Raw genomic sequence first — 15,356 nt, forward strand, 5'->3', positions numbered from 1 at the left:
GCGATCGATGCTTCCCTCCAGCATGCCCGCAACCGGGCGTTTGCTCCCCACCCAGCAAGCGGATGGACACACCCAGATGGCTTTGGATGCCTGGCTTCTGAAGCGCAGCAACGGTCCGGTTCTGCGTTTTTACCGCTGGGATGGGCCCTGGCTCTCGCTCGGACGCCATCAACGCCACTGGCCTGAACACTGGAATGAGCTGGCCCGCCGCGGCCGCATCAGCCTGGTGCGACGCCCGAGCGGAGGTCGGGCCGTGCTTCATGCCGGCGGTCTCACCTATTCCTTGATCTGGCCGGATGCACCCCGGCGACGCCAGGAGGCTTACCGCCAGGCCTGCCAGTGGTTGATCCATGGCTTCCAGGATCTCGGGCTAGCGCTGCACTTCGGTTCCGATACGGCGGGTGCTGAAGCAAACAACTGTTTCGCCTCGGCAACGGTGGCCGACCTGGTGGATCCGTCCGGCGTCAAACGGATCGGTAGCGCCCAGCGCTGGCAGAACGGTCGCCTGCTTCAACACGGTGAAATCCTGCTGGATCCCCCTGCTGAGCTCTGGGAGGAGGTGTTTGAGGAAGCGGCTCCAGCGGCGGCTCCAGCCCGGATCAACCGGCTGGACCTGGATCAGCGACTGCGCCAGAGCCTGGTTCAATCCTGGAGCCATTGCTCGTGGCAGATGCAGCCTCTGAAGGCTGAGGAAGTTCAGGAGTTCGAGGTTGAGCTGGCGTCCTGCTCTGCGCTCTGAGCCTGCATCGACTGCACCATCTGGGGAAGCATCGCCAAACCCAGGGGGTATCCATTGCGCTTGCGCGCCTCGTCGAGGATCGCGGGGGGCAGGCTCACCCCGAGCCGCTTCAGCACCGCATCGCCCAGATCCATGCGGTCAAGGGTGCCGGAAGGAAGGCCCGCAGCACTCATCACCAACAGGCGTCCCTGGGAGGCCGCCTCCAAGGCCGGCACCGCCTCCACTAGGGGAGCCGAACTGGCGATGGACGGCAGTTCAGTGAGGGGGCGCAGATGATCCTCGAGGCGCTGTTGGTCCCATTGCTGCACCGGCAGCAGTTTCAAGGGTTGATCGTCAATCCAACCCACCCAACGACCGCTCTTGCAGACGAGCACCCAATCGGCAGGTCCCTCCGCCTCGCTGGCGATCAGCCGCAGCTGACTGAGGCGCCGCAAGGTCTGATCCGCCTCCAGCACGCGGAAACGTTTGCCTGCCGCAGCCTCCACCTTCAACTCCCGCAGCACCGTCTGCAACTGCAGCATCTGGGTCTGACTGCGGTTGGCACTCAGGCCGAACCAACCGATCAACATCAGCAGGACGCCGTTGAGCCCCCAGCCCTGCCAGAGCAAAACACCACCCAACAGGATCATCAGCATCGACAAAGCCCGTCCGGACGCCGAGGCCACCTGAACGCCTTTCTGCTGACTACCGCTCAGCTTCCAAACCAAGGCCTTGAGGATCAGCCCGCCATCGAGGGGCAGCCCGGGCAAGAGATTGAACAAGCCGAGCATCAAGTTGAGCAAACCCACCTGGCTCAACAACTGTGTGGCCAAGGGCTGGGTGTCCGACAGCGCTGCAGCCCCCGCCAGCATCCCGAAGGCCAACACCAAACTCACAATCGGGCCAGCAGCCGCAATGCGCAGATTGCCCATGGCGGTGGGGCATTCCTTCTCCACCCGCGCGATGCCGCCCAGATGAAACAGGGTGATGCTCAACACCTTCACCCCTTCCCGCAGGGCCATCAGGGCATGGCCCAATTCATGCAGCAGCACGGAGCTGAACAGCAACAAGGTGGTCAGCAATCCCAGCCCCCAACTCGCCGTTACCGAGGCCGTTGTCGCGTAGCGGGACTGAAACAACGTGGTGAAGATCGCCACGGCAAACAACCAGCTGGGCTGAAGCCGCAGGGGAATTCCGCCAATCTTGAGCACCTGCCAGCCCTCTCCCACCGCCAATCCCGTCGTGTGCCGCTGCTGCGGACTGTCATCCACGATCCTAGGGAGAGCAACCCATGCAGCCCTTGCGTGATCCCCGCCCCACTCCAAACCTCAAGATCTGTGGGATCACCGACCCCGAGCAGGCTCAAGCCATCGCACAGATGGGGGTGCAGGCGATTGGCGTGATCGGCGTTCCCGCCACCCCACGCTTTGTGGAACCAGCCCAGCGCAGGGGCTTGTTCCAGCTGCTGGAACAACAGCACCCCCAGCTGCATCGCGTTTGGGTGGTGGCCGATCCCGACGATGCCGCTCTCGAGGAAGCGCTCAACGGTGCTGGGCAGCCCTCCGTGGTGCAGCTGCACGGCAGAGAGTCAGACCAACGCTGCCAACACCTGAAACAGCGCTACCCCCGGCAGCAGTGGTGGAAAGCGTTGCGGGTGCGTGAACCCAACGATCTCAAGCAGCTCGAGCAGTACGCGCCCCATGTGGATGCTCTGCTGCTCGATGCCTGGAGCGCCGATCAACTGGGCGGCACCGGGCACCGGATCCCCCTTGATTGGCTGGCCGAAACCGAGCTTTCGGTGCCGTGGTGGCTGGCAGGGGGAGTGAGTGCGGAGTGGGTTCCAGAACTGCTCAGCCGAGTCACTCCCCAGGGACTCGATGCCTCAAGTCGGCTTGAGGAACGACCGGGATGGAAAAACCTCGACAAGGTGCAAGCCCTTGTCGAGGCTGTGAGGTCGAGACCGTGAAGTCGAGGAGTTGAAAGAGCGTTGAATCGCGGCTGATCAGGTGCTGAGCAGCGCTTCCTGCTGACGCACCAGCTCAAAGAACTCCTGCTTGAGGCTTGGGTCGTGGCGGAAATCGCCGCGCACAACGGAGTTCACCATGCTGGTTTGGGGCTCTTTCACCCCACGCCACTTCATGCAGTAGTGCTGCGCCTTGATGATGATGCCGAGACCCTGAGGCTCACAGAGCTTCTCGATTTCATCGGCAAGGATCATCACAGCCTCTTCCTGGATGTGAGGGCGGGAGAAGACCCAGTCAGCCACGCGGGTGAATTTGGAGAGACCGATCACCCGGGCACCAGGTTTGATCCCGATCCAGCAGTTGCCCATGATCGGCACCAGGTGGTGTGAACAGGCGGAACGAACCGTGATCGGGCCAACGGTGTAGATCTCATCCAGCTGTTTCACATTGGGGAAGCTGGCCACCTTGGGCTGCTGGTGGTAGCGCCCCTTGAACACCTCCTGGAGGTACATCTTGGCGACGCGCTCCGCCGTCTCATGGGTGTTGTGGTCGTTATCGATATCGATCACCAGGCTGCGCAGCAGGTCGCGAATCTTGTCTGCAACTTCAACCTGAAGCTGATCCAGCTCACCCGGCTGGAGGTGATCAGCGATGTTGTCGTTCGCCAGGAAGGAAGCACCCGCTTCCCTCAGGCGATCACGGATGCGCGCAGAAATCTGGGGATTCAAGCTGCCATTGCCGTTGCCGTTGGCGACGCCGTTGGAAACGAAAGGGACTGTGGAGGTCATGGTGTTCGTTCAGAAGGCGCCGACGGCCGGCATAAGGGTGAGGTCTTCGATCAACTGGTTGCTGGGTTGCAACGCCAGATTCGCCAGTGTTTCTGCCGCCTGATCGACAGAGAGCATGGCACGACGATCGAAATCGCTTTGTACGGTTTCCGCGTCCCACAGTGGTGTGTTCACGGCCCCAAGAGTGAGGGTGCAGGCACGAATGCCATTGCTCCGTTCCTCTTCCGCCAGGCAGCGGGTGAAGCTGGCCAAGGCAGCTTTACTGACGCAATACGCCCCCCATTGAGGAAAGGCATTGCGGGCGGCGTGACTGCTGATGTTGATCACCAGTCCACCGTTCTCACGCATAGCTGGAACAACAGCAGAACAAACCTGCATCACGCTGGTGACATTCAGCTGTAGCAGCCATTGCCAACGCTCGATCGGCATGGCCAATAAATCGCCGGTGTAGGCCGCACCCGCGTTGTTGATCAACACGGAAGGGGTCTCACCCTGCTGCAACAAGCCAGCCATCGCAGCTGCGATGCCATCGGGTTGCGTCAGGTCGATGGCGGCAGAGGCCACAGAAACACCTTTGGTGCTGAGCTGAGCACTCAGCTGCTCCAGTTGATCAGCGCTGCGGGCGGTGAGCAGCAAATCCCATCCTCGATGAGCCAGAAGCTCAGCAGTTCGGCGACCTATGCCTCGGCTCGCACCTGTGATTAGAGCCGTTGGCAAAAACCGTTAGCAAACCGCGACACTTTAAGCGGCTTTGTCGACATCCTGTGACGTTTTTTCGAGAAACCGTCCCATAGCCCTGAATTTGGAGTAACGGGCCTCGCGCAGTTGCTGTTCCGAAAGGCTCAGCAGTTGGTCGAGATGACGCTCGATTGCCGCACGCAGGTTTTCTCCGGCCTCCAATGGTGCCCAGTTGTTGCCGCCGGAGGGCTCCTCAAGCACCTCATCCACCACCCCAAGCTCCAGCAGGTCCCGGCCGGTGATCCTCAAGGCTGCCGCCGCATCAGGCGCTTTAGCCGCATCACGCCAGAGGATGGAGGCGCAGGCCTCAGGGCTGGCCACCGTGTAAACGCTGTGCTCGAACATCAGCAAGCGATCGGCCACCCCGATGCCCAAGGCACCGCCGGATCCGCCTTCACCGATCACGGTGGCGATCACCGGAACGCGCAAGCGGAACATCTCCCGCAGGTTGACGGCGATCGCTTCACCCTGACCCTGCTCTTCGGCCTCAAGGCCGGCATAGGCCCCAGGGGTATCGATGAACGTGAGAATCGGCAGGCGGAAGCGATCGGCATGATCCATCAACCGCATGGCTTTGCGGTATCCACCCGGAGCCGCCATCCCGAAATTGCGGGCGACGTTCTCTTTGGTGTCGCGGCCCTTCTGATGGCCGATCAACATCACGGGGCGATCGCCCACCCGGCCGACACCGCCGATCAAGGCCTGGTCGTCGTTACCGCGACGATCGCCGTGCAGTTCAACCCAGTCGTCGCAGAACATCTGGATGAAATCCAGCGTGCTCGGACGCTGCGGATGACGGGCGACCTGAATTTTCTGAGCGGGAGTCAGCCCCTGAAAGATCTCCTGACGCCGTCGGGCCGCGAGGCTTTCCAGTTGCTGAAGCTGCTGCGAGACGTCGACTTCCGAATCTCTGGCCAGCTGACGGATCTGCTCAATCTGCTGCTCCAGCTCGACGAGCGGTTTTTCGAACTCAAGCAGGGGGCGACGGGGCATGGCTCTGGCTCTTCGAAGGTCAGGCAGCAGTGGCCTGCAGGTTGGGTTGAAGGTTCAAGGTGCTGAACCCATGGCGCACCGATGCCGCGCCGATGAAATCCATCTTCTCCAGGGTGATGTTGTTGCGCCCCCAACTGAAGTTGGTGTGGCAGCGCTCAAACTCGAGCAGCATGGCTTCGGCAAAGCAAGCAAACATCTGGCGCTGCGGCCGCTCCATCTCGGCAATAGCCATCATCGACCAGCCGATGTCGCGGCAGAACTCAACGATTCCACCCTTGAGAACGTGGATGCCACCACCGGCAACCTTCGTATCAAGGTTCTTGGGGTAGCCCCCATCAATCATCAGACAGGGCTTCTTGAGGCTGTCTTGATCGATCTCAAGGGTGCGGGGCATGCTTGCCACCCAGACGACCACGTCGGCCTCAGGCAAGGCCTCATCGAGCGACAGAATCCGGCCTCCGCCCAGTTCCTGCTGAAGATCAAGCAGCGGTTGCTGCTGACGCGCCACCAGCAGGAGCTCACCAACTCCGGTGCGTGCTTGCAGCCAACGGCAGACGGCGGAGCCGATATCACCAGTGGCACCAACGACGGCCACCTTGGCTTTGCGGAGATCGATCCCGAGACTTGGAGCATTGTTCTCCACCTGACGGCAGATCACCCAGGCCGTGTGGGTGTTTCCGGTGGTGAACCGCTGCCAATCCAGGGTGGTGCTCCGCACCGTCTGGTGCTGAAGCAGGTTGAAGTTCTCGAAAATGATCGAGGTGAAGCCACCCAGGGCAGTGATGTTGATGCCCTTCTTCTGGGCGAGTTCCATGGCGTTGAGCACCTTGCGCCGGGCCGTCTTGAAGCGGCTCAGCATCTCGGGCACGAAGCAGGAGTCGATGTAGGCACCCTCAATGGTGGTGCCCACGGGACTCGTGACTTGCACATGCTCAACAAGCTGCGGAGGTGCACTGCACCACACATCCAGATCACCGTCGGCGATGTGATCGAACCCGAGTTCCATCGCCTTGCGGCGAGCAGCCTCAAAACTCGTTGAATGTCCGATCAGACCAAACATGTCTTACCGCTGACGTCTCAAAGAACACCTCGAACAACCATGCTCCCATGGCAACCGGTATCGACGGCAACGTGCCTGTCGATAAACCGGCGTTGGATAAGGCCCTGAAACGGATCAAACAGCAAGCGCTGCTGCGGCCATGCGGGCGATGTCGCGGGAGGTGAAGCCGATTTCACCCAAAGCTTCCTGGTAAGCGATCAGGAAGTCCTCGATCAGGTCTTCCTTCTCCATGTGAAGGACGGCCGCATCAGCAGCCACGTCTTCCAGCATCGAGCGGATGAGAGGCAGGTTGGCTTTGTTGGCCTCGAACAGTTCGTCCTTGCTGGCCTCGAAATTGGCCTTCAGCCATTCCTGGCCGTAGTTGAGGTGGGTGTATTCGTCCTTCACCACACCCTCAGTGATTTTGCGGGCGAAGGGATCGGCCACAGGGATGTAGATGTGATAGGCCGAAATGGCGAATGCTTCGATCAGCAAGGCCTGAATCAGCAGGCAGGTGACCACCTTGCCCTCCTTGAGAGCGGCCTGAAAATTGCCGTGAAGGGGTTCGAAAAACTTCTTGGCGAAGGGAAGATCGGCTTCAACCCCGAGGTTGCGTCCGCAGGAGGTGAAGCCCTTCATGTGCTTCATTTCCATCCGCGCCAGACGCTTGAGTTCTTCGGCCTGTTCGGGGATCAGCGTGCCCAGAGAGATGTAGTTGTCGTGGGCTTCCTGTTCGCCCTCGATCACGATGGCGTTGATCCGGCTGTAGGCGTCTTTGTAGGCCTCGGTTGTGAAATCGGGCAGTGCGTCCTGGCCCTCCAGCACGGGTGCTTCAGGTGCATTGAGGGTCGTCATAGGACGCTGTCCACCACGTTTAGTGGGACTGACAATAACCAGAGCCCCAAGAGTTGGTGACACATGCGTCCAAGGTTCAGGACTTGGGCGTGATGTTGGACGGTTTGGGGAGAAGACTTTGCGAGGGTGGCCAGTCACTGGCCAGAAGGGCTTGAAAACGCTCCTGCCAGTGGTTGATCAAGCGATCTTGCAGGCAACGTCCCAGATCAGCGGAGGCCTGGCGCGCATCACCGATCACTCCCGTCGCACTGAGGTCGTCGGTGAGCCAGGCGCAGGGCGCCGCCCCCTCGAGACTCCAGCCCGCTGGAGGATCCTGCGCGGATCCCGGTGCTGGATGTCCATCCACCGGGCGGGCGGATCCAACCAGCTCTGGGGCCATCTGCAGCATCAAGCTGGTTTCGGCTTGGCCGGCATGAAGTCCATGGGCCAACTCCTGCTCGGGCAACAGATCCGCCAGCCCCTCCACACCATTCCAGAGGAAGCAAGGCAGAACAGCCAACGACGGGCAGCGAGAGCGCAGCTGTCGGGCTGCCACCTGCAGCAAACCGATCTGGCCGCCATGGGCGTTGAACAGAACCAGGCGCTGCACCCCCATCGCCGCCAGCTGCATGCCCACCTGGTCGACCAGATCCAGAAGCAGAGGAGCCGAAAGGCTGAGGGTGCCGGGAAAGTTCTGGTGCTCAGGCGAAAAGCCGATGGCCTGACAGGGCAGTCGCCAAATCGGCAGAGCTGGCTCAAGCTCGCGCAACACTGAATCGAGGATGCCCTCAGCAAAAACAGCGTCCGTCGAAAGCGGCAGTTGGGGGCCGTGTTGCTCACAGGCTCCGAACGGCCAGATCACCGTGGCACCAGGTTGGCTGGCAGCACGGCTGGCCTCGGGCCAGGTCAACTGATCAAATCGCTTGCGGAGCTGGTCCATGGCGTTGCACAGGCACGGGGGTGCTGATCCCGACCCAGCCTGTCAAAATGAGCGATCGACAAGCCCAATGGTCCATGCCCGCAGCCGGCAGTCCGCAGCCCAACCGCCCCAAGGCACCCAAGCCGGCAGCGACGAAACCGCTGCAGGTGATGCAGATCAACCGCCGCGAAGAGCAGGAAAAGCTGGCTCGTGAAGCGGCTGAAGCACGGGCAGCAGCAGAGGCTGCGGCGGAAAAGGCACGCATCCTTGAGGAACGGGCGGGTCTCGCCACCCCGCCGAGACCGGTCCAGCAGGACTCCACCTCGTCTCCAGGCACGGATGACGACGCTCTGTTCGACATGGGCGGCATGGAAGGCATGACCATGGCCGACCTGATGGGCGCGCCGGATCAACAACCCAAGAAGGAGCAGCGCAATCAGCCGCGCAGCGTGGATGACTTCGATTTCGATGAAGAAGCCTTCCTCGCCGCCCTGGACGAGAACGCTCCGGTGGGCACCACCGGTGAGGTGATCAAGGGCACGGTGATCGGCATCGAAAGCGATGGCGTGTACGTGGATATCGGCGGCAAAGCCCCCGGCTACATGCCCAAGAGCGAGGCGGGCCTTGGCGTGGTGACCAACTTCCGGGAGCGCTTTCCCAAGGGACTGGAGGTTGAAGTTCTGGTGACCCGTGAGCAGAACGCTGATGGGATGGTCACGATCAGCTGTCGCGCCCTTGAGCTGCGCAAGAGCTGGGACCGGGTGAAGGAACTGGAGAAGCAGGGAAAAGTGGTTCAAGTCATAGTCAATGGCTTCAACCGCGGCGGTGTCACCTGCGATCTCGAAGGGCTGCGCGGCTTCATTCCCCGCTCTCAACTCCAAAACGGTGAAAACCACCAGGAGCTGGTGGGCAAGACCCTGGGCGTGGCCTTCATCGAGGTGAATTCGGAGACGCGCAAGCTGGTGCTGTCCGAAAAACGAGCCGCCGTCGCTGAACGCTTCCAGGATCTGGAAGTAGGCCAATTGGTGGAAGGGCAGGTTGCTGCGGTGAAGCCCTACGGCCTGTTCATCGACCTTGGTGGCATCAGCGGACTGCTGCACCAATCAGCCATCACCAATGGCAGCCTGCGCTCGATCCGTGAGGTGTTCGACCAGGGCGACCGCGTTTCGGCCCTGATCACGGAACTGGACCCGGGCCGCGGACGGATCGGCCTCAACACAGCCCTGCTGGAGGGGCCTCCTGGAGAGCTGCTGATCGAAAAAGACAAAGTGATGGCTGAGGCCGCCGATCGAGCCAGCCGCGCCCAGAACACCCTGAAACAGCAGGAGCAATCGGCCGGATGAGCACTGCTGCCCTGACAGCCGCCGAAGACTGGGAACTCGACTTCTACTCCCGACCCATCCTTGAGGCCGATGGCCGCAAGCGTTGGGAACTGCTGATCACCTCCACCCCCGCTGCAACTGGGGATGCAGAGCCATTTCGCTTCGCCAAGGTTTGCCCCTCTGGTGAGGTGAACTCGCTTTGGTTGAGCCAAGCCCTAGCTGAAGCCAAACAGGCATCCGCAAGCGGGGGCTGGGGTTCGCCCGTCCGCCTGCGCTGCTGGCGCAGTTCGATGCGCACCATGGTGCAGCGCGCCGCCGCCGAACAAGACCTCGAGGTGATTCCAAGTCGCCGCACCTTCGCCCTGCTCGACTGGCTTCAGCAGCGCGAAAGGGAGGTGTATCCCGAGGAGGAGGGCTTCATGGCCGGCCCACTGGCACCACCGCCGGCGCCTGTTCCCACCCCTCCAGTGCCCCTGCCGGAGGAAGTTCAAGGAGACGCCTGGAGCTGGGCCGCCCTGCCGGCGAGCCTCCTGCTGGAGGCATCGGAATGGCCAATGAGTTTCAGCGGGCTGCTGCCGGTGCCCGATGGCATCGACCCCGAGTCCTCTGTGCCGGGTCTGCGCCTGTTCAGCCAGAGCCGCTCCCTCGCCATGGCGGGCTGGTTGGGGGGTCTGGAACCGGTGCGGATGATCGTTGAAGACCGCCAGCTGGTGCTGGAGGCTGGTCAGGACGACCGCTGGTTGGTGAGCGACCTGGAGCCGGGCATCGCCGCTGAAATCTCCGAGGCCCTGGCCACTTCGCAGCAGCAGGTGCGCGGCCTCCAGTTCATCGCCATCCAGTCCAGCCCCGAAGAACAGACCTTCGGCGGCTTCTGGATGCTGCGGGACATCCCCATGGCCTGATTGCAGGGCAGATGAAAGACGGGCCGTTTGATCGACCAGACAGCCGCTTCAACACGTTGAAGGGCTGGACCTGGATCGGTTGTTACGGGGGCTATTACCTCCAGAGCGATCTGCTGCATGAGCGGGGGTTCGAGCACGGCTTCTTCACCCGGCTCTGGCACGGCCGTGGTCCTGATGAACTGGCGGGGTACGTCAGCGCCGGCATCAGCGTCCACAGGCCCCAGCAGATCCACAGTGGAATCGTTCTGAACGCCAGCGACGCCCCGCAGGATCCCTGGCCTGAGGCCGATGGCCTGGTGAGTGATCGCGGGGGCCAGAGCCTCTGGGTGTGCGGTGCCGACTGCACACCGGTTCTGATCGCGGATCCCGGCACCGGGCATGCCGCGGCCTGTCATGCCGGTTGGCGGGGGGTGGCGGCTGGAATCCTGATCACGGCCCTGGATCGGTTGGTGGAGAGGGGGGCCCGGCGAGAGGATCTGGTGGTTGCCCTGGGCCCGGCCGTCAGCGGCCCCTGCTACCAGGTGGGCGATGAGGTGGTGAAGGCCGTCAGCGCCGCGGTCCCCAACGAGGCTTCCCTGTCCGATGCAGGGGCCCTGCTGCCGGATGAGCAACCGGGGCGGCATCGCCTGGACATTCGAACCGCCGCCAGAGTGCAGCTCCACGGCGCAGGAATCCCCAGCGAACGGATCGCCCACTGCCCGCTGTGCACCGTCAGTGAGCCCGAGCTGTTCCATTCCTGGCGACGGGATCAGGTGAAAGCCGTTCAGTGGAGCGGAATCGTTGCGCAAGCCCACGTCTGCAGCTGAAACTTAAACAGGCTTGCTCCCCAGGATCTGAATGGCCAAGGCTTCAGCAGCTCGAATGCCATCGATTCCGGCCGAGAGGATGCCGCCGGCATAGCCCGCCCCTTCACCCGCGGGCACCAGCCCCTTCACATTGAGCGATTCCAACGCTTCATCCCTGGGGATCCGCACGGGCGATGACGTGCGGGTTTCCACGCCGGTGAGCACCGCATCGGGATGGTCATACCCCTTCAGCTTGCGGGCAAAGGCCGGCAACGCCTCCCGCAAGGCCTCAACGATGGCAGCAGGGAGCAGGTCATCCAGATCGGCGGGATGCACACCCGGCTGATACGACGCGGCGATGCCACCCAGACGGGTGGAGGGACGGGCCGCCAGGAAATCCTCCAACCGCTGCGCCGGTGCGGCGTAACTGCTCCCTCCAAGCCTGAAGGCGCGCTCCTCGAGCTCCCGTTGCAGAGCAATCCCCGCCAGCGGATCCCCGGGGAAGCGTTCAAACGGTGCCAGGTCATCGGCGTCCAGAGCCACAACCAAACCGCTGTTGGCGTTGCGCTCGTTGCGGGAGTGCTGGCTCATGCCATTGGTCACCACCCGGCCTTCCTCCGAGGTGGCACCCACCACAAATCCTCCGGGACACATGCAGAAGCTGTAGACGCAGCGGCCGTTTTCAGCATGGTGAACCAGCTTGTACTCGGCGGCCCCGAGACGCGGATGGCCCGCCGCCTCTCCCCAGCGGGCTGCGTCAATCAGATGCTGCGGATGCTCAATCCTCACGCCCACGGAAAACGGTTTGCGCTGCAGCTGCACACCGATCTGCTCCAGCATTTCGAAGCAGTCGCGCGCGGAATGACCGGGAGCCAGCACCAGATGGCGGCAGGGAATCTCCGTTCCATCGGCCAGCACCAAGCCATCGAGTTGATGGGGCTTGCCAGCGCTGCTGTCGCTGAGCTGAAGGCGTGTGACGCGACTGTTGAAACGCACCTCACCGCCTAGGGCTTCAATCCGTGCCCTCAGGCCACGCACCACGGTGGCGAGTTTGAAGGTGCCGATGTGGGGGCGGTGCAGCGTGAGGATCTCCTCGCTGGCACCGCAGGCCACCAGCTCCTCCAGCACCTTGCGGCCGTAGTGCTCGGGATCGCTCACCTGGCTGTAGAGCTTGCCGTCGGAGAAGGTGCCGGCTCCCCCCTCACCGAATTGGGCATTGGATTCCGGATTGAAGGGGCTGGTGCCCCGCCAGAAGCCAAAGGTGTCAGCGGTGCGTTGCTTCACGGCCTGACCCCGTTCCAGCAACAGCGGTCGGAACCCCATCTGTGCCAACAGCAGAGCAGCGAAATAACCGCAGGGACCTGCCCCCACCACCACAGGCCGATCGGCCGCATCCAAGGGGAAGCCATCGGGGGCATGACCCACAGACCGGTAGCGGGTGTCTGGAGCCAGACGCACCCGGCCTTTGTTGCCGATGCGCCGTAACAGGGCGGCTTCACCCTTCACTTGCACATCCACGCTGTAAATCAGCTGAATCCGGTCGCGACGTCGCGCATCAACACTGCGCTTCACCAGGGTCTGACCCAGAAGACGATCCGGCGGAATCCTCAAACGCTTGAGCACCGCCTCCTGCAGCGCTTCCTCCCCATGGTCGAGGGGCAGCTTCAGTTCACTCAGGCGCAGCATCTCGAGGTCGTGTCCCCAGACCTCATTCGATCAGACCGGCCATGGCCTGGCCCGATGGTGCAAGGCCAGCACGAAAGCGGGAATCACTGGCCACCGCCTTCAGTCGAAGACGCTCCCCGCGGCGACGCTGATCAAAGGCCTGGCAAATCGGAACGACCTCCTTCTGATCAGGGTCCAACCAACCCATCGCATCGATGCCCCCGTCAGCGGACAACGGCAAGGGTGCTGCATCGGCCAAGGCCAACGTCGCCACTCAGGCTTCGACATGGGATCGGAGGGAAGCAACCCGATCCCCGCAATTAGGGAGAGGGGTCGGACTCGTCCGGTTTTGTCACAGAGGATTCAGGCCCACCGTCTGAGCCGCCACCCAACTGGGACAACCAACCTGCCAAAAGCAAGCCAGCACCGATGCCGATGGCCAGGGTGCGGTTTTCAGCTGCGGCGCCCTGCCCCCAGGCCGCTGTGGCCAGAAAGGCACCCCCCAGCAGCAGACAGGGCACCAAGACAATGCCCCGGGCAATGCGGTTATCAGCCATCGACCCCACAGCTGTTGCTGGCCAAACCAGCGGCAATCAAGCCGGTGCTGAGGTCACGCTCAGCACCGAGCGGGGTCACTCTGGCCATCAGCTGCCCCTCGCTGGAGCCGACCGGCCGCAGATTGACCTTGCGACGGCGCGGCAGTTCCTGACGCAACCATGCAGTGGCCTCGGCCTCTTGGCTTGCATCAACGGCGGAACAGGCCAGGGCAACGGTGTAAGTGCGGTTGTGGTCTCCCACCTGCAGCAGGGAACTGCTGCGCACCTGAAGCACCTCTGCAGCCTGTACCGGTACCGCCCAAAGCAGCAGCAGAACGCCGATTAAGACAAGACGAATCAAGAGGTCGGGGCGTTGAGGACCGGCATGGGAGCCGGAAGGCCCACCATTTCAGCATTGCTTTTGCCCGGGGGAACCATCGGATAGCAGTTCTCACCACGACGCACGTGGATGTCGATCAACATCGGGCCGGGGGCCTTGAGCGCCGCCTCGAGATCACGCTTCAACGAGTCCCGCTCGCGGATGTGCACGCCGTCCACACCGAAGGAGCGGGCGAGAGCCACGAAGTCCGGCATGCCATTGAGCATGTCGGAGGCGGAATAACGCTCCTCGTAGAAGCTCTCCTGCCACTGACGCACCATGCCCTGCCAGTGGTTGTTGACGATCACCACCTTCACCGGAAGGCCATAGGCCGCCAGGGTTCCCAACTCCTGGATGTTCATCAGGATGCTGGCGTCACCCGCGATGCACACCACCTGACTATCGGGGCACGCTACCTGGGCGCCCATGGCGGCCGGCATGCCGAAGCCCATGGTTCCAAGACCGGCACTGCTGATCCAGCCCCGGGGCCCATTGCGCAGGTACTGGGCCGCCCACATCTGGTGCTGACCCACGTCCGTGGTGACGATGGCATTCGGTGCCAGCTCGCGAACGGCAAGCAGCACCTCCTGGGGGAAGAGGGGGCCTTCGGTGGGAGGCACGGTGAGGGGATAGGTCTGTTTCCACTCGGCGATGCGCGCCAACCAAGGGGCCGTGCGGGGTTGCACCTGCTGCTGCAGGCTCAGCTCCACCAAGCGCGCCACGCTCAGGCCCAGATCACCGAGCACCGCAACATCGGGGCGGCGGGTCTTGCCGATTTCGGCCGGGTCAATCTCAAAGTGGATCACCCGGGCCCGGGGGGCGAAGGTGTCGAGCTTTCCGGTCACCCGATCGTCAAAACGGGCGCCAACAGCAATCAGCAGATCGCATTCGGTGACGGCGAAGTTGGCATAGGCCGTGCCATGCATGCCGAGCATGCCCACCGAGAGAGGGTCGTTTTCATCGAAGGCACCCTTCCCCATCAAGGTGGTGGTGACAGGGATCTGATGGCGCTCAGCGATCACCCGCAGGCTGTCGTGAGCACCGGCTGAGATCGCACCACCGCCCACATAGAGCAGCGGACGCTCCGCCTCGGCGATCAGCTCAAGCGCCGACAGGATCGGTTCATCCCGGGGGGGCTGAGGCTTGCGGAAGCCTTTGGGAACAATCGATCCGGGCTCAACCGGCATGTAATCGAACATCTCCTGGCCAACATCCTTCGGGATGTCGATCAGCACGGGGCCCGGACGACCACTGGCTGCAATCAGGAAGGCCTGGGCAACGATGGAGGCGAGATCAGCCGGATCGCGCACCACCCAGGAATGTTTCACGATCGGCAGGGTGATGCCGAAGATGTCGGTCTCCTGGAAGGCATCGGTGCCAATCGCCGGACGCGGCACCTGACCGGTGATCACCACCATGGGCACCGAGTCCATCTGGGCGGTGGCGATGCCGGTCACCAGGTTGGTGGCACCCGGCCCCGAGGTGCCGAAGCAAACGCCCACCTTGCCGGTGGCACGCGCATAGGCATCGGCCGCGTGGGTGCCGGCCTGCTCATGCCGCACCAGGATGTGCTTCACCCAACCCTCGCTCTCGGCGATATGGAGTGCGTCGTAGATCGGGAGAATCGCGCCGCCGGGGTAGCCGAAAATCGTGTCGACGCCATGGCGCCGCAACGCATCCATCAGGGCTGTCGCCCCAGACATTCTCTGGCCACCGTGACCGGCCTGCTGCCCAGTGACGGCCGAAGACGCTGAGGTGAGAGTCACAGAGGCGA

17 protein-coding genes are annotated in these 15,356 nt (G+C 62.8%); 5 read left to right on the top strand and 12 right to left on the bottom strand.

Annotated elements, in window-relative coordinates; genetic code table 11:
• Window positions 1-22 precede the first annotated feature (22 nt).
• A complete protein-coding gene (locus DXY02_RS06305) occupies window positions 23-739 on the top strand; it encodes a lipoate--protein ligase family protein (RefSeq protein ID WP_244276176.1) in 717 nt (238 codons plus the stop codon).
• On the opposite strand, the gene DXY02_RS06310 is transcribed toward DXY02_RS06305, so the two are convergent.
• Window positions 697-1,947 (bottom strand): site-2 protease family protein, encoded by a 1,251-nt coding sequence (locus DXY02_RS06310; RefSeq protein WP_114988638.1) that lies wholly within the window; start codon window positions 1,945-1,947, stop codon window positions 697-699. The genes DXY02_RS06305 and DXY02_RS06310 overlap by 43 nt on opposite strands.
• Window positions 1,948-2,009: 62 nt before the next feature.
• On the opposite strand from DXY02_RS06310, the gene DXY02_RS06315 reads away from it, so the two are divergent.
• A complete protein-coding gene (locus DXY02_RS06315) occupies window positions 2,010-2,684 on the top strand; it encodes a phosphoribosylanthranilate isomerase (RefSeq protein WP_114988522.1) in 675 nt (224 codons plus the stop codon).
• Window positions 2,685-2,720: 36 nt separating this feature from the next.
• On the opposite strand, the gene folE is transcribed toward DXY02_RS06315, so the two are convergent.
• The 6 genes from folE to DXY02_RS06345 all read right to left on the bottom strand — a co-directional run bounded on the left by folE (window position 2,721) and on the right by DXY02_RS06345 (window position 8,014).
• Window positions 2,721-3,470 (bottom strand): GTP cyclohydrolase I, encoded by a 750-nt coding sequence (gene folE, locus DXY02_RS06320; RefSeq protein WP_114988523.1) that lies wholly within the window; start codon window positions 3,468-3,470, stop codon window positions 2,721-2,723.
• 9 nt (window positions 3,471-3,479) lie between these two features.
• Complete coding sequence (locus tag DXY02_RS06325; protein WP_114988524.1) at window positions 3,480-4,187, bottom strand: SDR family oxidoreductase; 708 nt, start codon at window positions 4,185-4,187, stop codon at window positions 3,480-3,482.
• Between the two features lie 24 nt (window positions 4,188-4,211).
• Window positions 4,212-5,201, bottom strand: a complete 990-nt coding sequence (locus DXY02_RS06330; RefSeq protein ID WP_114988525.1) for an acetyl-CoA carboxylase carboxyltransferase subunit alpha — start codon at window positions 5,199-5,201, stop codon at window positions 4,212-4,214.
• Window positions 5,202-5,220: 19 nt separating this feature from the next.
• Window positions 5,221-6,261: a long-chain acyl-[acyl-carrier-protein] reductase gene (locus DXY02_RS06335; protein WP_114988526.1), complete on the bottom strand. Its 1,041-nt coding sequence runs from the start codon at window positions 6,259-6,261 to the stop codon at window positions 5,221-5,223.
• A gap of 114 nt (window positions 6,262-6,375) precedes the next feature.
• Complete coding sequence (locus tag DXY02_RS06340; RefSeq protein ID WP_114988527.1) at window positions 6,376-7,095, bottom strand: aldehyde oxygenase (deformylating); 720 nt, start codon at window positions 7,093-7,095, stop codon at window positions 6,376-6,378.
• Window positions 7,096-7,171: 76 nt separating this feature from the next.
• Window positions 7,172-8,014, bottom strand: coding sequence for a creatininase family protein (locus tag DXY02_RS06345; protein ID WP_114988528.1), 843 nt, complete (start codon window positions 8,012-8,014; stop codon window positions 7,172-7,174).
• A gap of 74 nt (window positions 8,015-8,088) precedes the next feature.
• On the opposite strand from DXY02_RS06345, the gene DXY02_RS06350 reads away from it, so the two are divergent.
• From DXY02_RS06350 to pgeF, 3 genes are read left to right on the top strand one after another with little or no spacing between them, the layout of a single operon-like run.
• A complete protein-coding gene (locus tag DXY02_RS06350; RefSeq protein WP_114988640.1) occupies window positions 8,089-9,336 on the top strand; it encodes a S1 RNA-binding domain-containing protein in 1,248 nt (415 codons plus the stop codon).
• Window positions 9,333-10,217, top strand: a complete 885-nt coding sequence (locus DXY02_RS06355; RefSeq protein WP_114988529.1) for a Tab2 family RNA-binding protein — start codon at window positions 9,333-9,335, stop codon at window positions 10,215-10,217. The genes DXY02_RS06350 and DXY02_RS06355 overlap by 4 nt, the downstream gene beginning before the upstream one ends.
• An 11-nt stretch (window positions 10,218-10,228) precedes the next feature.
• Complete coding sequence (gene pgeF / locus DXY02_RS06360) at window positions 10,229-11,023, top strand: peptidoglycan editing factor PgeF (protein WP_114988530.1); 795 nt, start codon at window positions 10,229-10,231, stop codon at window positions 11,021-11,023.
• A 3-nt stretch (window positions 11,024-11,026) separates the two neighbouring features.
• On the opposite strand, the gene DXY02_RS06365 is transcribed toward pgeF, so the two are convergent.
• Genes DXY02_RS06365 through ilvB form a run of 5 tightly spaced genes read right to left on the bottom strand, consistent with a single transcriptional unit; the run spans window position 11,027 to window position 15,348 of the window.
• The gene (locus DXY02_RS06365; RefSeq protein ID WP_114988531.1) at window positions 11,027-12,688 is read right to left on the bottom strand and encodes an NAD(P)/FAD-dependent oxidoreductase; all 1,662 of its coding nucleotides are present in this window, start codon (window positions 12,686-12,688) and stop codon (window positions 11,027-11,029) included.
• Window positions 12,689-12,710: 22 nt separating this feature from the next.
• Window positions 12,711-12,941, bottom strand: a complete 231-nt coding sequence (locus DXY02_RS06370; RefSeq protein ID WP_179948726.1) for a hypothetical protein — start codon at window positions 12,939-12,941, stop codon at window positions 12,711-12,713.
• 46 nt (window positions 12,942-12,987) lie between these two features.
• Complete coding sequence (locus DXY02_RS06375; protein WP_114988532.1) at window positions 12,988-13,224, bottom strand: GIVxVP protein; 237 nt, start codon at window positions 13,222-13,224, stop codon at window positions 12,988-12,990.
• Window positions 13,217-13,564 (bottom strand): nuclease, encoded by a 348-nt coding sequence (locus DXY02_RS06380; protein WP_114988533.1) that lies wholly within the window; start codon window positions 13,562-13,564, stop codon window positions 13,217-13,219. The genes DXY02_RS06375 and DXY02_RS06380 overlap by 8 nt, the downstream gene beginning before the upstream one ends.
• A complete protein-coding gene (ilvB, locus tag DXY02_RS06385) occupies window positions 13,561-15,348 on the bottom strand; it encodes a biosynthetic-type acetolactate synthase large subunit (RefSeq protein ID WP_114988534.1) in 1,788 nt (595 codons plus the stop codon). The genes DXY02_RS06380 and ilvB overlap by 4 nt, the downstream gene beginning before the upstream one ends.
• Window positions 15,349-15,356: the final 8 nt, after the last annotated feature.

Origin of the sequence: Synechococcus sp. N19 (genome assembly GCF_900474045.1) — a bacterium.
In the GTDB taxonomy this organism is placed as follows: Bacteria; Cyanobacteriota; Cyanobacteriia; order PCC-6307; family Cyanobiaceae; genus Parasynechococcus.

What these genes read in the sequence shown, in the direction of transcription:
- DXY02_RS06375 (WP_114988532.1), bottom strand. Translation starts at nt 13,224, where the DNA reads ATGGCTGATAACCGCATTGCCCGGGGCATTGTCTTGGTGCCCTGTCTG.
- DXY02_RS06350 (WP_114988640.1), top strand. Translation starts at nt 8,089, where the DNA reads ATGCCCGCAGCCGGCAGTCCGCAGCCCAACCGCCCCAAGGCACCCAAG.
- DXY02_RS06335 (WP_114988526.1), bottom strand. Translation starts at nt 6,261, where the DNA reads ATGTTTGGTCTGATCGGACATTCAACGAGTTTTGAGGCTGCTCGCCGC.
- DXY02_RS06365 (WP_114988531.1), bottom strand. Translation starts at nt 12,688, where the DNA reads ATGCTGCGCCTGAGTGAACTGAAGCTGCCCCTCGACCATGGGGAGGAA.
- DXY02_RS06315 (WP_114988522.1), top strand. Translation starts at nt 2,010, where the DNA reads ATGCAGCCCTTGCGTGATCCCCGCCCCACTCCAAACCTCAAGATCTGT.
- DXY02_RS06345 (WP_114988528.1), bottom strand. Translation starts at nt 8,014, where the DNA reads ATGGACCAGCTCCGCAAGCGATTTGATCAGTTGACCTGGCCCGAGGCC.
- DXY02_RS06340 (WP_114988527.1), bottom strand. Translation starts at nt 7,095, where the DNA reads ATGACGACCCTCAATGCACCTGAAGCACCCGTGCTGGAGGGCCAGGAC.
- folE (WP_114988523.1), bottom strand. Translation starts at nt 3,470, where the DNA reads ATGACCTCCACAGTCCCTTTCGTTTCCAACGGCGTCGCCAACGGCAAC.
- pgeF (WP_114988530.1), top strand. Translation starts at nt 10,229, where the DNA reads ATGAAAGACGGGCCGTTTGATCGACCAGACAGCCGCTTCAACACGTTG.
- DXY02_RS06305 (WP_244276176.1), top strand. Translation starts at nt 23, where the DNA reads ATGCCCGCAACCGGGCGTTTGCTCCCCACCCAGCAAGCGGATGGACAC.
- DXY02_RS06330 (WP_114988525.1), bottom strand. Translation starts at nt 5,201, where the DNA reads ATGCCCCGTCGCCCCCTGCTTGAGTTCGAAAAACCGCTCGTCGAGCTG.
- DXY02_RS06355 (WP_114988529.1), top strand. Translation starts at nt 9,333, where the DNA reads ATGAGCACTGCTGCCCTGACAGCCGCCGAAGACTGGGAACTCGACTTC.